The organism is Variovorax sp. YR566 (assembly GCF_051992195.1).
Taxonomy (GTDB): domain Bacteria; phylum Pseudomonadota; class Gammaproteobacteria; order Burkholderiales; family Burkholderiaceae_C; genus Variovorax.
Window position 1 is genome coordinate 1412238 of sequence record NZ_CP197092.1, and the last position, 13452, is coordinate 1425689.

12 protein-coding genes are annotated in these 13452 nt (G+C 67.4%); all 12 read left to right on the top strand.

The genetic code is table 11. From position 1 onward, the window contains the following. Window positions 1-5: 5 nt before the first annotated feature. The 12 genes from mraY (at window position 6) to ACTG4X_RS06595 (ending at window position 13451) form a co-directional block, all read left to right on the top strand. Complete coding sequence (gene mraY / locus ACTG4X_RS06540) at window positions 6-1184, top strand: phospho-N-acetylmuramoyl-pentapeptide-transferase (RefSeq protein WP_093056272.1); 1179 nt, start codon at window positions 6-8, stop codon at window positions 1182-1184. A 7-nt stretch (window positions 1185-1191) separates the two neighbouring features. Next, window positions 1192-3300: a UDP-N-acetylmuramoyl-L-alanine--D-glutamate ligase gene (gene murD / locus ACTG4X_RS06545; RefSeq protein ID WP_440533486.1), complete on the top strand. Its 2109-nt coding sequence runs from the start codon at window positions 1192-1194 to the stop codon at window positions 3298-3300. Further along, window positions 3297-4595, top strand: a complete 1299-nt coding sequence (gene ftsW, locus ACTG4X_RS06550) for a putative lipid II flippase FtsW (protein ID WP_440533487.1) — start codon at window positions 3297-3299, stop codon at window positions 4593-4595. The genes murD and ftsW overlap by 4 nt, the downstream gene beginning before the upstream one ends. After that, a complete protein-coding gene (murG, locus tag ACTG4X_RS06555) occupies window positions 4592-5653 on the top strand; it encodes an undecaprenyldiphospho-muramoylpentapeptide beta-N-acetylglucosaminyltransferase (protein WP_440533488.1) in 1062 nt (353 codons plus the stop codon). Before ftsW ends, murG begins: the two co-directional genes overlap by 4 nt. Continuing rightward, the gene (murC, locus tag ACTG4X_RS06560; RefSeq protein ID WP_440533489.1) at window positions 5650-7119 is read left to right on the top strand and encodes a UDP-N-acetylmuramate--L-alanine ligase; all 1470 of its coding nucleotides are present in this window, start codon (window positions 5650-5652) and stop codon (window positions 7117-7119) included. The genes murG and murC overlap by 4 nt, the downstream gene beginning before the upstream one ends. Continuing rightward, window positions 7116-8087, top strand: a complete 972-nt coding sequence (locus ACTG4X_RS06565; protein WP_093056262.1) for a D-alanine--D-alanine ligase — start codon at window positions 7116-7118, stop codon at window positions 8085-8087. The genes murC and ACTG4X_RS06565 overlap by 4 nt, the downstream gene beginning before the upstream one ends. Window positions 8088-8089: 2 nt before the next feature. After that, window positions 8090-8878, top strand: a complete 789-nt coding sequence (locus tag ACTG4X_RS06570) for a cell division protein FtsQ/DivIB (protein ID WP_093078611.1) — start codon at window positions 8090-8092, stop codon at window positions 8876-8878. A gap of 30 nt (window positions 8879-8908) precedes the next feature. Beyond that, entirely contained in the window at window positions 8909-10138 is a 1230-nt protein-coding gene (gene ftsA / locus ACTG4X_RS06575; RefSeq protein ID WP_007832444.1) for a cell division protein FtsA, read from the top strand. A gap of 170 nt (window positions 10139-10308) precedes the next feature. Further along, window positions 10309-11523, top strand: coding sequence for a cell division protein FtsZ (gene ftsZ / locus ACTG4X_RS06580; RefSeq protein ID WP_093056258.1), 1215 nt, complete (start codon window positions 10309-10311; stop codon window positions 11521-11523). A 255-nt stretch (window positions 11524-11778) separates the two neighbouring features. Next, window positions 11779-12702: a UDP-3-O-acyl-N-acetylglucosamine deacetylase gene (gene lpxC / locus ACTG4X_RS06585; protein ID WP_176928810.1), complete on the top strand. Its 924-nt coding sequence runs from the start codon at window positions 11779-11781 to the stop codon at window positions 12700-12702. A gap of 23 nt (window positions 12703-12725) precedes the next feature. After that, entirely contained in the window at window positions 12726-12902 is a 177-nt protein-coding gene (locus tag ACTG4X_RS06590; RefSeq protein WP_179830483.1) for a hypothetical protein, read from the top strand. Between the two features lie 69 nt (window positions 12903-12971). Continuing rightward, window positions 12972-13451, top strand: coding sequence for a hypothetical protein (locus tag ACTG4X_RS06595; RefSeq protein ID WP_097200132.1), 480 nt, complete (start codon window positions 12972-12974; stop codon window positions 13449-13451). The last annotated feature ends 1 nt before the right edge of the window (window position 13452 follow it).

Here is a 13452-nt window from a genome sequence, read left to right on the forward strand (position 1 = left end):
ACCACATGCTGATGACCCTGGCCCAATGGCTGCAGACGCTCTCGCCCGAGTTCGGGTTTTTGCGCGTTTTTCAATACCTCACCTTCCGCGCGCTGATGGCTGCGCTGACCGCGCTCGTGGTCGGCCTGGTGGCCGGCCCGTACGTGATCCGCCGCCTGGCCGCGCTCAAGATCGGCCAGCCGATTCGCGGCTACGGCATGGAAACGCACCTGACCAAGAGCGGCACGCCCACCATGGGCGGTGTGCTGGTGCTGTTCGCCATCGCCTTCGCCACGCTGCTGTGGTTCGATATTTCGAACCGGTTCGTGTGGATCGTGCTGTGGGTCACGATGGGCTTCGGCGCCATCGGCTGGGTCGATGACTGGCGCAAGGTGGTGCGCAAGGACCCGGAAGGCATGCGCTCGCGCGAGAAGTATTTCTGGCAGTCGGTGGTCGGCCTGATTGCGGCCTTCTACCTGCTCTTCAGCATCTCGGAGAGCTCCAACTGGCGCGTGGTGCAGCTGTTCTTCGCGTGGGTGCAGTCGGGCTTCGACCTCGACTTTCCGCCCAAGATCAACCTGCTGGTGCCGTTCTTCAAGGAAGTGAGCTACCCGCTGGGCGGCATCGGCTTCGTGATCCTCACGTACCTCGTGATCGTGGGCGCGAGCAATGCGGTGAACCTGACCGACGGCCTCGACGGCCTGGCGATCATGCCGGTGGTGATGGTGGGCTCGGCGCTGGGCGTGTTCGCCTATGTCACGGGCAGCGCGGTGTACTCCAAGTACCTGCTGTTCCCCAACATCCCGGGTTCGGGCGAGCTGTTGGTGTTCTGCTCGGCCATGGCCGGCGCGGGGCTCGCGTTCCTCTGGTTCAACACGCACCCGGCACAGGTCTTCATGGGCGACGTGGGCGCGCTGGCGCTGGGCGGCGCGCTGGGCACCATCGCGGTCATCGTGCGCCAGGAGATCGTGTTCTTCATCATGGGCGGCATCTTCGTGGTCGAGGCGATCTCGGTGATGGCGCAGGTCATGTACTTCAAGTACACGAAGAAGCGCTACGGCGAAGGCCGCCGCGTGCTCAAGATGGCGCCGCTGCACCATCACTTCGAGAAGAGCGGCTGGCGCGAGACGCAGGTCGTGGTGCGCTTCTGGATCATCACGATGCTGCTGTGCCTCGTGGGTCTTTCGACGCTGAAGCTGCGGTAACGGAACCATGCGGCATCTGAAAGACCTCCCCGTTCTCATCCTCGGCCTCGGTGCGTCCGGGCTGGCGATGACGCGCTGGTGCGCGCGCCACGGCGCCGTCGTGACCGTGGCCGACACGCGCGAGGCGCCGGCATTGCTCGCGACGCTGCAGGCGGAGCTGCCCGGGGTGACGTTCGTCGGCGGGCCGTTCACGGCTGCACTGGTCGAAGGCACGCCGATCCGCGCGGTGTATCGCTCGCCGGGGCTGTCGCCCGCGACCATTGCGCCGGTGGTGGAAGCGGCGCGTGCTGTCGGCCTGCCGGTCGGTGGCGAGCTGGATCTGTTCGCGCGTGCGTTGCTGGACCTGCGGACGGTGGAAGTGCCGGTGGTCGAGGCCGAGCCGGAACCCGAGGCGGAAGCACCCATCGAGCCGGCAGCCGAAGCGCCCGTGGAAGCCGCCGAGCCGCAGGCGCAGGCGCAACTGCCGCTGGACGAGCCCGCGCACGTCGAGCAGGCTGAAGCCGTGGCCGAGCCGGTACAACAGCCACAGCCGCCCGAGCCTGTCGAAGCCGAAGCGCCCGAAGTCCCCGCCGAAACCGTGCCCGAGCCGACCGTGCCCGCGCAGGCTGAAGCGATGCCGCGCGATCCGTCGATGAGTGTCGCCGTGCCGCTGTCGCCCGAGGCCGCAGAAGTCATCGAGCCGGCGGCCGAGCCCGCGCCGGAAGTGCCCGCCGTTGTCCCCGAGTCCTCCGAGGCTTCGGCTCCTGCATCCGCCACCGCTTCCCGCCTGCCCGTCACCGGCAAGCCCTACGTCCCGACCGCCGCCAGGGAAGCCGCGGAGTTCGTCGCCAAGATCGCCGAAATCTCCGCCACCAACCCGGCCTCGGCCGCCGTCGAAGAAGAATCGCCGCAGCTCGAGCTGGCGCCCACCGTCGAGCCCGAAGCCCCCAAGGGCTATGCGCCCGCGGTGCTCGCCATCACCGGCACCAACGGCAAGACCACCGTCACCTCGCTCACCGGCCAGCTGGTCGAGCGTGCGGGCAAGACTGTGGCCGTGGCCGGCAACATCGGCCCGACGCTGCTCGACACGCTCTCGGCGCACATGGATGCCGACACGCTGCCCGACGTGTGGGTGCTCGAACTGTCCAGCTTCCAGCTCGACGGCGTGCAGGGCTTCGAGCCCACGGCCGCCACCGTGCTCAACCTCACGCAGGACCACCTCGACTGGCATGGCGACATGCCGGCCTACGCGGCGGCCAAGGCGCGTATCTTCGGCGCGCACGGGCTGATGATCCTCAACCGCGACGATGCCGGCGTGATGGCGATGCTGCCCGCGCCCGTCAGGGTCAAGCTGCAGCGCCCGCAGATCCGCACGCACGTCACCTTCGGCGCGGCCATGCCGCTGCGCCCGGGTGACTACGGCATCGAGCGCGTCAACGGCATGGCCTGGCTGGTGCGCGCGCTGGAAGCCGACGAAACGCAGAAACGCAAGCGCGGCGCCGTGGTGGAAGAAGAAATCTTCCTGCAGCGCCTGATGCCCGCCGACGCGCTGCGCATCCGCGGCCGCCACAACGCAATGAACGCACTGGCCGCACTCGCGCTGGCCAGCGCCGCCGACTGCCCGCTGGGCCCCATGCTCTACGGCCTGCGCGAATACCACGGCGAGCCGCACCGCGTGGAGCCGATCGCCATCGTGGACGAGGTCGAGTACTTCGACGACAGCAAGGGCACCAACGTCGGCGCCACCGTGGCCGCGTTGATCGGCCTGGGCGAAGAGCGCCGCGTGGTCGTCATCCTCGGCGGCGATGGCAAGGGACAAGACTTCGAACCGCTGGCCGAACCCGTGCGCCAGTACGCGCGCGCCGTGGTGCTCATCGGCCGCGACGCACCGCTCATCGAAGCCGCGCTGGCATCGACCGGCGTCTCGCTGCTACATGCCGCCTCGATGGACGAGGCGGTGAAGCTCGCGTCCGCGCGCGCCAACCCCGGCGACGCCGTGCTGCTGTCACCGGCCTGTGCGAGCTTCGACATGTTCAAGGACTACGCGCACCGCGCCGAGGTGTTCCGCGAGGCCGTGCAGGCCTACGAGGACAGCCCGCGCGGCATGGGCGGTTCGACGACGGAGGACACGGTTTGAACTCTGCCGCCTCAGGCGCCACGCCCAACGCATCCACCAGCCGCTTCGGCAGCTGGTTCAGGCGCGCCCGCAGCGGGATCGACTCGCTGCCGGTGCACCTGCCCGTGCGGCTGGGCGGCGCCGGCATCGCGCAGACAAAAGCCACGCCGATGCGCGTGCTGGGTTTCGACCAGGCGCTGGTCTGGGTCACGGTCGCGCTGCTGACCTGGGGCCTGATCATGGTGTATTCGGCCTCCATCGCGCTGCCCGACAACCCGCGCTTCGCACGCGCGGGCTACAGCGCCTCGTACTTCCTCACGCGGCACGCGGCTTCGGTGATCTTCGCGTTCATCGCCGCGCTGCTCGCCTTCCAGATCCCGATGAAGACCTGGGAGCGCGCCGCGCCCTGGCTCTTCGTGGCCTCGCTGCTGCTGCTGGTGGCCGTGCTCATTCCGCACATCGGCATCAACGTGAACGGCGCGCGCCGCTGGCTGCCGATGGGCTTCATGCGCTTCCAGCCCTCGGAGCTGGCCAAGCTCGCGATGGTGCTCTACGCCGCCAGCTACATGGTGCGCAAGATGGAGATCAAGGAGCGCTTCTTCCGCGCCGTACTGCCGATGGGCATCGCGGTGGTGGTGGTCGGCATGCTGGTGATGGCCGAGCCCGACATGGGCGCGTTCATGGTGATCGCCGTGATCGCCATGGGCATCCTGTTCCTGGGCGGCGTGAACGCGCGCATGTTCTTCGTGATCGCCGCGCTGGTGGTGGTGGCCTTCGGCACCATCGTCGCGAGCAGCCCGTGGCGCCGCGAGCGCATCTTTGCGTACCTCGATCCGTGGAGCGAAGAGCACGCGCTGGGCAAGGGCTACCAGCTGTCGCACTCGCTGATCGCCATCGGGCGCGGCGAGATCTTCGGCGTGGGCCTGGGCGGCAGCGTCGAGAAGCTGCACTGGCTGCCCGAGGCGCACACCGACTTCCTGCTGGCCGTGATCGGCGAAGAGTTCGGCCTGGTCGGCGTGCTGCTGATCATCGGCCTGTTCCTCTGGCTCACGCGCCGCATCATGCACATCGGCCGCCAGGCGATTGCGCTGGACCGCGTGTTCTCGGGCCTCGTGGCCCAAGGCGTGGGCGTGTGGCTCGGCTTCCAGACCTTCATCAACATGGGCGTGAACCTGGGCGCGCTGCCGACCAAGGGCCTGACCTTGCCGCTGATGAGCTTCGGCGGTTCGGCCATCCTGATGAACCTCGTGGCGCTGGCCATCGTGCTGCGCATCGACTACGAAAACCGTGTGCTCATGCGCGGAGGTCGCGTATGACGCGTACCGCTTTGGTCATGGCAGGCGGCACGGGCGGCCACATCTTCCCGGGGCTCGCGGTGGCCGAGGCCCTGCGCGAGCGCGGCTGGCAGGTTCACTGGCTGGGCGCGCCCGGCAGCATGGAAGAAAAACTCGTGCCGCCGCGCGGCTTTGCCTTCGAGCCCGTGCAGTTCGGCGGCGTGCGCGGCAAAGGCCCGCTCACGCTGTTCCTGCTGCCGCTGAAGCTGCTGCGCGCCTTCTGGCAGAGCCTGCGCGTGGTGCGCCGCGTGAAGCCCGACGTGCTGGTGGGCCTTGGCGGCTACATCACTTTTCCGGGCGGAATGATGGGCGTGCTGCTCAACAAGCCGCTGGTGCTGCACGAGCAGAACTCGGTCGCCGGCCTCGCCAACAAGGTGCTGGCGGGCGTGGCCGACCGCGTGTTCACGGCTTTCCCGAACGTGATCAAGAAGGCGCAATGGGTGGGCAACCCGCTGCGCGCGGCCTTCACCTCGCAGCCCGATCCGGCCACGCGTTTCGCGGGCCGTACCGGTCCGCTGAAATTGCTGGTGGTGGGCGGCAGCCTCGGCGCACGCGGCCTCAACACTGTTGTGCCGCAGGCCCTGGCGCGCATCGAGCCGGCCACGCGCCCGCAGGTGCTGCACCAGAGCGGCGCCAAGCAGATCGACGAACTGCGCGCCAACTACACGGCGGCCGGCGTCGAAGGCGAGCTCACGCCCTTCATCGAAGACACCGCGCGGGCCTATGCCGACGCCGACATCATCGTCGCGCGCGCCGGCGCCAGCACCGTCACAGAAATCGCGGCCGTCGGCGCAGCAGCGCTGTTCGTGCCTTTCCCCTCGGCGGTCGACGACCACCAGACCACCAACGCGCGCTTCCTCGTGGACGCGGGCGGCGGATGGCTCGTGCAGCAGGCCGACCTCACTCCTGAATTGCTGGCTGACTTGCTACAGAAAACCGAGCGCACCGCGCTGATCGACAAGGCCACAAAGGCCAAGACCATGCAGAAGACCGAAGCCGTCGAGGCCGTCGTCCGCGCCTGCGAGGAGCTTGCCAAATGAAGCACGCTATTCGTCACATCCATTTCGTGGGCATCGGTGGTTCCGGCATGAGCGGCATCGCCGAAGTGCTGCTGAACCTGGGCTACAAGATCACCGGATCCGACCTGTCCGACAGCGCCACGCTGCGCCGGCTCGCGGGCCTGGGCATCGGCACCTTCGTGGGCCACGCCGCCGCGCACATCGACGGCGCGGACGCGGTCGTCACCTCCACCGCCGTGCAGCCGGACAACCCCGAAGTGCTGGCCGCGCGCGAGAAGCGCATTCCCGTGGTGCCGCGCGCGCTGATGCTGGCCGAGCTGATGCGCCTGAAGCAGGGCATTGCCATTGCCGGCACGCACGGCAAGACCACCACCACCAGCCTGGTGGCGAGCGTGCTCGACGCCGCCGGGCTCGACCCGACCTTCGTGATCGGCGGTCGCCTCAACAGCGCCGGCGCCAACGCGCAACTCGGCAGCGGCGACTACATCGTGGTCGAGGCCGACGAGTCGGACGCCTCGTTCCTGAACCTGCTGCCCGTGATGGCGGTGGTCACGAACATCGACGCCGACCACATGGAAACCTACGGACACGACTTCGCGAAGCTCAAGAAAGCCTTCGTCGACTTCCTGCACCGCATGCCGTTCTACGGCGTGGCCATTCTCTGCACCGACGATCCGGCGGTGCGCGAGATCGTGGCTGATGTGACCTGCCCGGTCACCAGCTACGGCTTCGGCGAGGATGCCCAGGTGCGCGCCATCGACGTGCGCGCCGTCGGCGGCCAGATGCACTTCACCGCGCAGCGCCGCAACGGCGTGACGCTGCCCGACCTGCCCATCGTGCTGAACCTGCCGGGCGAGCACAACGTGCGCAATGCGCTGTCGGTGATCGCGGTGGCTGTGGAGCTCGGCATTCCCGACGAAGCCGTGCAGCGCGGCCTTGCGGGCTTCAAGGGCGTGGGCCGACGCTTCCAGAGCTACGGCGACGTGGCTGTGCAAGGCGACGCCGCTGCCGGCACCTTCACCGTGATCGACGACTACGGCCATCACCCCGTCGAGATGGCGGCCACCATCGCCGCCGCGCGCGGCGCGTTCCCGGGCCGCCGGCTGGTGCTGGCCTTCCAGCCGCACCGCTACACCCGCACGCGCGACTGCTTCGAAGACTTCGTGAAGGTCATCGGCACGGCCGACTCCGTGTTGCTCGGCGAGGTCTACGCCGCGGGCGAGGCGCCCATCGTGGCGGCCGATGGCCGCACACTGGCGCGCGCGCTGCGCGTGGCCGGCAAGGTCGAGCCGGTGTTCGTCGACGACATCGCCGCCATGCCGCAAGCCATTCTCGACAACGCCCGCGCGGGCGACGTGGTGCTTTCCATGGGCGCCGGCTCCATCGGCGCGGTACCGGGCAAGGTCGTCGAACTCGGCGCAGCGGCTGTCACCGCCGTCGCACCCTCAACATCGCAGCGCGATTTGCGCAAAGGGAGGGCCTCATGAGCCTTCAGGACCCCAAACTCTTCGGCAAGGTTGCCGTCCTGTTCGGCGGCAGTTCCGCCGAACGCGAAATCTCGTTGATGTCGGGCACCGGCGTACTCGAAGCCCTGCGCTCGCGCGGTGTCGATGCGCACGCCTTCGACCCCTCGCAGCGCGATCTGGCCGACCTGAAGCGCGAAGGCTTCGCGCGCTGCTTCGTCGCGCTGCACGGCCGTCATGGCGAGGACGGCACGGTGCAGGGTGCGCTCGAACTGCTCGGCATTCCCTACACCGGCTCGGGCGTGATGGCTTCCAGCGTGGCCATGGACAAGGTCATGACCAAGCGCATCTGGCAGGCCGATGGCCTGCCGACGCCCAAGTACGTGCGCCTGGCCTTCGACCAGCAAAGCCGCGAGCAGATCATGGCCGTGCCCGACGTGCTCGGCCTGCCGCTGATCGTGAAGCCGCCGCGCGAGGGCTCCTCCATCGGCGTGACCAAGGTCGAGGGCTACTCGCAGATGCAGGACGCGATCACGCTGTCGGCCAAGTACGACGCCGACGTGCTCTGCGAGGAATTCATCGAAGGCGAGGAAGTGACCTGCGCGGTGCTCGGCCACGGGCTCGACGCGCGCGCGCTGCCGGTGGTGCGCATCTCCGCACCCGAAGGCGCCTACGACTACCAGAACAAGTACTTCACCGACGACGTGAAGTACCAGTGCCCGAGCGGCCTGCCCGAAGCGGAAGAGCACGAGATCCAGCGCATCACGCTGGCTGCCTATCGCACGCTCGGCTGCCGCGGCTGGGGCCGCGCCGACGTGATGATCCGCGCCAGCGACCGCAAGCCCTTCCTGCTGGAGATGAACACCTCGCCCGGCATGACCAGCCATTCGCTGGTGCCGATGTCGGCCCGCGCCGCGGGCATCGCGTACGAAGACCTGTGCCTGCGGGTGCTGGCCTCGGCCGCGCTCGACGCAACGGGAGGCTCGCTATAGCCATGGCCGACAGCATCCCCGCTCCCTTCGACGTCAAGCTCATGAACATCGTCGCGAACATTGCCTTCGCGATGGTGGCGCTCATGCTGCTGGCGGCGGGTGCGTGGTGGGTGCTGCGGCAGCCTTTCTTCCCCATCGGCGGCATCAAGGTGGACGGCGAGGTCACGCACAACAACGCAGTCACGCTGCGCGCCAATGTGGCGCCGCAGCTCACGGGCAACTTCTTCACCATCGACCTGGGGCGCGCACGCGCCGCCTTCGAGTCGGTGCCGTGGGTGCGCAGCGCGGTGGTGCGGCGCGAGTTCCCGAACAAGCTGCGCGTGACGCTGACCGAGCAGGTGCCGGTGGCCAACTGGGGCGACGACGCGGGCTCGAAGCTGATCAACGGCTTCGGCGACGTGTTCGAGGCCAACGTGGCCGAGGTGGACGACAACCTGCCGCGCCTGGACGGCCCGATCGAACAGGCCGGCCAGGTGCTGGGGATGTACCGCGTGCTGCAGCCGCAGTTCCAGCCTTACGACATGAGCATCGACGAGCTCACGCTGTCGAGCCGGGGCAGCTGGAAGGTGGTGCTCGACAGCGGTGCCGAGATAGAGCTCGGCCGCGGCCAGAGCGAGGAGGTGACGGCACGACTGCAGCGGTTCCTGAAGACCGTGACCCAGGTCGCGGGCCAGTACCGCCGCACGATGGCCGACGTCGAGGGCGCCGACCTGCGACACAACGACGCGTATGCATTGCGGCTGCGCGGCGTCACCACGGTCTCGCCAGAGGCCCCAAGAAAAATCAAGTAGCGCTCATCGAGAAATCGAGGACATATCTCAATGCCTAAAGAATACAAAGACCTGGTCGTAGGACTCGACATCGGCACCGCCAAGGTGATGGTGGTCGTGGCCGAAGTGCTGCCCGGAGGCGAGCTCAAGCTGGCCGGCCTCGGCATTGCGCCGAGCAACGGCTTGAAGCGCGGCGTGGTGGTGAACATCGACGCCACCGTGCAGAGCATCCAGCAGGCCCTGAAAGAGGCCGAGCTGATGGCCGACTGCAAGATCAGCCGCGTCTACACCGGCATCACCGGCAGCCACATCCGCGGCATCAATTCGAGCGGCATGGTGGCGGTGAAGGACAAGGAAGTGACGCCCGCCGACGTGGCCCGCGTGGTGGAGACGGCGCGCGCCATCAACATCTCCAGCGACCAGCGCCTGCTGCTGGTGGAGCCGCAGGAGTTCGTGATCGACGGCCAGGACGTGAAGGAGCCGATCGGCATGAGCGGCATGCGGCTCGAGGCCAAGGTGCACATCGTGACCGGTGCGCAGAGCGCGGCCGAGAACATCATCAAGTGCGTGCGCCGCTGCGGCCTCGAAGTCGACCAGCTGATGCTGAATCCGCTGGCCTCGAGCCAGGCGGTGCTGACCGAGGACGAACGCGAACTCGGCGTGGTGCTGGTCGACATCGGCGCGGGCACGACCGACGTGGCGATCTTCACCAACGGCGCGATCCGCCACACGGCCGTGATCCCGATCGCGGGCGACCTCATCACGAGCGACATCGCCATGGCGCTGCGCACGCCGACGAAGGACGCGGAAGACATCAAGGTCGAGAACGGCTATGCCAAGCAACTGCTGGCCGACCCCGACACGCAAGTCGAAGTGCCGGGCCTCGGCGACCGCGGCCCGCGCATGCTGAGCAAGCAGGCGCTGGCCGGCGTGATCGAGCCGCGCATCGAAGAGATCTTCTCGCTGGTGCAGCAGGTGGTGCGCGAGTCGGGCTACGAAGAGGTGCTGTCGTCGGGCGTGGTGCTCACGGGCGGCAGCGCGGTGATGCCCGGCATGGTCGAGCTCGGCGAGGACATCTTCCTGAAGCCCGTGCGCCGAGGCATCCCGAAGTATTCGAGCGCGCTGTCAGACATGGTCGCGCAGCCTCGCGCAGCGACGGTGATGGGCCTGCTCGAAGAAGCACGGTTCGCGCGCATGCGTGGCTTCAAGGTCGCGCAGAAGAATGGGTCGGTAAAGACTGCATTCGGACGTTTCAAAGACTTCATCGTGGGGAATTTCTAGCCATGATCAAGTCTCCACTCTGGCTCGCGCGTGGCAGCCCCCCATTGCATTTCAACGAGCGATGGCGACGAACAGGTCCACCATCGTGACGGACGCATCGTTGATCTCGTCACGGCACAAGAATTATTCATAGACACAAAACGGCAACTGCAAGATTCAAGGAGTTAAAAATGACCATCGAAATGATCGAAGTCGAAGAGTTCAATCAGGGCACGCAGATCAAGGTGATCGGTGTTGGCGGTGGCGGCGGCAATGCGGTCGCCCACATGATGGAACGCGGTGTGCAGGGCGTTCAGTTCGTCTGCGCGAACACCGACGCACAGGCACTGCAGCGCAGCAGCGCGCACAAGATCATCCAGCTCGGCACCAGCGGCCTGGGTGCGGGCAGCAAGCCCGACAAGGGCCGTGAAGCGGCCGAGCTCGCGGTGGACGACATCCGCGCGGCCATCGACGGCGCGCACATGCTGTTCATCACGGCCGGCATGGGCGGCGGCACCGGCACCGGCGCTGCTCCGGTCATCGCGCGCGTCGCGAAGGAAATGGGCATCCTCACCGTGGGTGTGGTGACCAAGCCCTTCGACTGGGAAGGCGGTCGCCGCATGACTAACGCCGACGCCGGCCTGGCCGAGCTCGAAGCCAACGTCGACTCGCTGATCGTGGTGCTCAACGAGAAGCTGCTCGACGTGCTGGGCGAAGACGTCACGCAGGACGAAGCCTTTGCGCAAGCCAACGACGTGCTGAAGAACGCCGTGGGCGGCATCTCGGAAATCATCAACGAGTACGGCGGCGTGAACGTCGACTTCGAAGACGTGCGCACCGTGATGGGCGAACCCGGCAAGGCCATGATGGGCACCGCTGCCGCAGCTGGACCGGACCGCGCGCGCATCGCAGCCGAGCAGGCCGTGGCCTGCCCGCTGCTCGAAGGCATCGACCTCTCGGGCGCCAAGGGCGTGCTGGTGCTGGTGACGGCGTCGAAGGGCTCGCTGAAGCTGAACGAATCGAAGCTCGCGATGAACACCATCCGTGCCTACGCTTCGCCGGATGCGCACGTGATCTACGGGGCTGCCTACGACGACAGCCTGGGCGACGAGATGCGCGTGACCGTGGTGGCCACCGGCCTGTCGCGTGCCGATGCCCGCCGCCAGGCACCGACGCTGGAAGTGATCCGCACCGGCACCGACAACATCCCGTTCAACGTGCCGACGCTCGGTGGTACGGGGCACGCCAGTGGTGGCGGCCACAGCCAGCCCAACTACGACGGCATGGCCGTTCCCAGCGTGTGGCGCACCAACCGCACGATGGCTGCAGCGAAGGTGGACGCGCTGTCTTCGGGCGGCATGGACGACTTCGAGATCCCGGCCTTCCTGCGCCGCCAGGCAGATTAAGAGGACACCCCATTCGATGGTCTCGCTGGAGACCATCGCGGGGTGAACTCGACCAGACGCAGAGGGCACGAGGGTTCGCAAGGGGCACAGGGACGACCTGAAAGGGACGTCTGCTGGCTCTAGGCGCTGCGCTCACCTCGTGCCCTTTGCGTCCATTTCGCGCCATTTTGGCGGGATTGCATAGAACCCATGTCTATCGGTGCCATAGCGAGGGGCATAGGGCGCCATGCCCGTCGCGCGCCTAAAATCCCGGCCGTGCTGCAACAACGAACCCTCAAGTCGATCAGCCGCGCCGTGGGCGTGGGGCTCCATAGCGGCCAACGCGTGGAGCTGACCCTGCGGCCGGCCCCGGCCGACACGGGCATCGTGTTCCGCCGTGTCGATCTGCCCGAGCCGGCCGAGATCCGCATGACCGCTGAGGCGGTCACCGACACGCGCCTTGCATCCACCGTTTCCACCGGCGGCGCCAAGGTGCAGACCGTCGAACACCTGATGTCGGCCTGCGCTGGGCTGGGCATCGACAACCTCTACATCGACATCACGGCCGACGAAGTGCCGATCCTCGACGGGTCGGCTTCGTCCTTCGTGTTCCTGCTGCAAAGCGCGGGCATCGCGCTGCAGAAGGCGCCGCGCCGCTTCATCCGCGTGACCCGCAAGGTCGAGGTGCGCGAAGGCGAGGGCGCCAACGAGAAGTGGGCGAGCCTGGAGCCGTACCACGGCTACAAGCTGAGCTTCGAGATCGACTTCGACCACCGCGTGGTCAACTCCACCGGCCAGCGCGTGGAGTTCGATTTAGGCACCGACTCGTACAGCCGCGACATCGCGCGCGCGCGCACCTTCGGCTTCACCAAGGAAGTCGAGTACATGCGCAGCAAGGGCCTCGCGCTCGGTGGCGGCCTCGACAACGCCATCGTGATGGACGACACCAAGGTGCTCAATGCGGGCGGCCTGCGCTACGACGACGAGTTCGTGAAGCACAAGATCCTCGATGCCATGGGCGACCTGTACATCATCGGCAAGCCGCTGCTGGCGGCCTACACCGCGTTCCGCTCGGGCCATGCGCTCAACAACAAGCTGCTGCGCGAACTGCTTTCGCACAGCGACGCCTATGAAGTCGTGACCTTCGAGGACGAGAAGCGCGCACCGCGCGGTTTCGGCGAAGTCGCCCGCGCCTGGTAGGCCACGTCCGCTTTTAGTCCCACATGCTTCTTTTCCGCTGGGCCATCCTGCTGCTTCTGCTGGTGGCAGGCGTGTGCTTTGCGTACTATGCGGGCACGGGGCAGGCCAAGTACCGGCGCATCGGGTGGATCGTGTTGAAGTGGACGCTGCTGGCGGCGTTCGGCTTCTTCGCGGTGCTGATCGCCGAGCGCGTCGCGTAGCCTTTGCGTCTTCGTTCGCATGTCCGGAAACGGCATGCGTGGCAGCACACTCCGGCGCACGATGGCGCCATGAACACCAACACATCCCCCAGCCGGAATCCATTCGGCGTTGAAGATGCGCCCGACCCGGAGGGCGCAGATGTCGAAGCGTTTGCCGAGAGCATCGAATTGCACGGCGGGCCCGATGACCCGAACGCGCCTGCGTGGGGCACGCCGGTGAACGACGCGTCGTCCTCGATCGTCGGCGCATGGTCCAGCCGCTGGAATGGCGGCGCCGATCCGACGATCCCCGGTGACTCCGAAGCTGCGTGGAAGCAGGGCAAGGCCACCGTGCGGGTGGCCGGCAGCCGGTTCTATTTGCTGTTCGACTGGGATGGCGGCGCGCGGCAGGCCCTGCTCGATGTCCGCTATGTCGATCCCGACATGCTTGTGGGCCGCTACATCAACCTGAGCAATCCGGCCATCACGCAGCCCTGGGTGGGCCTGATCGTCGACAACCGCCGGATCGACGGCCGCTGGCCCAACGGGCGATTGGATTTCCGGCGATAGG

What these genes read in the sequence shown, in the direction of transcription:
- mraY (WP_093056272.1), top strand. Translation starts at nt 6, where the DNA reads ATGCTGATGACCCTGGCCCAATGGCTGCAGACGCTCTCGCCCGAGTTC.
- murD (WP_440533486.1), top strand. Translation starts at nt 1,192, where the DNA reads ATGCGGCATCTGAAAGACCTCCCCGTTCTCATCCTCGGCCTCGGTGCG.
- murG (WP_440533488.1), top strand. Translation starts at nt 4,592, where the DNA reads ATGACGCGTACCGCTTTGGTCATGGCAGGCGGCACGGGCGGCCACATC.
- murC (WP_440533489.1), top strand. Translation starts at nt 5,650, where the DNA reads ATGAAGCACGCTATTCGTCACATCCATTTCGTGGGCATCGGTGGTTCC.
- ACTG4X_RS06565 (WP_093056262.1), top strand. Translation starts at nt 7,116, where the DNA reads ATGAGCCTTCAGGACCCCAAACTCTTCGGCAAGGTTGCCGTCCTGTTC.
- ACTG4X_RS06570 (WP_093078611.1), top strand. Translation starts at nt 8,090, where the DNA reads ATGGCCGACAGCATCCCCGCTCCCTTCGACGTCAAGCTCATGAACATC.
- ftsA (WP_007832444.1), top strand. Translation starts at nt 8,909, where the DNA reads ATGCCTAAAGAATACAAAGACCTGGTCGTAGGACTCGACATCGGCACC.
- ftsZ (WP_093056258.1), top strand. Translation starts at nt 10,309, where the DNA reads ATGACCATCGAAATGATCGAAGTCGAAGAGTTCAATCAGGGCACGCAG.
- ACTG4X_RS06590 (WP_179830483.1), top strand. Translation starts at nt 12,726, where the DNA reads ATGCTTCTTTTCCGCTGGGCCATCCTGCTGCTTCTGCTGGTGGCAGGC.
- ACTG4X_RS06595 (WP_097200132.1), top strand. Translation starts at nt 12,972, where the DNA reads ATGAACACCAACACATCCCCCAGCCGGAATCCATTCGGCGTTGAAGAT.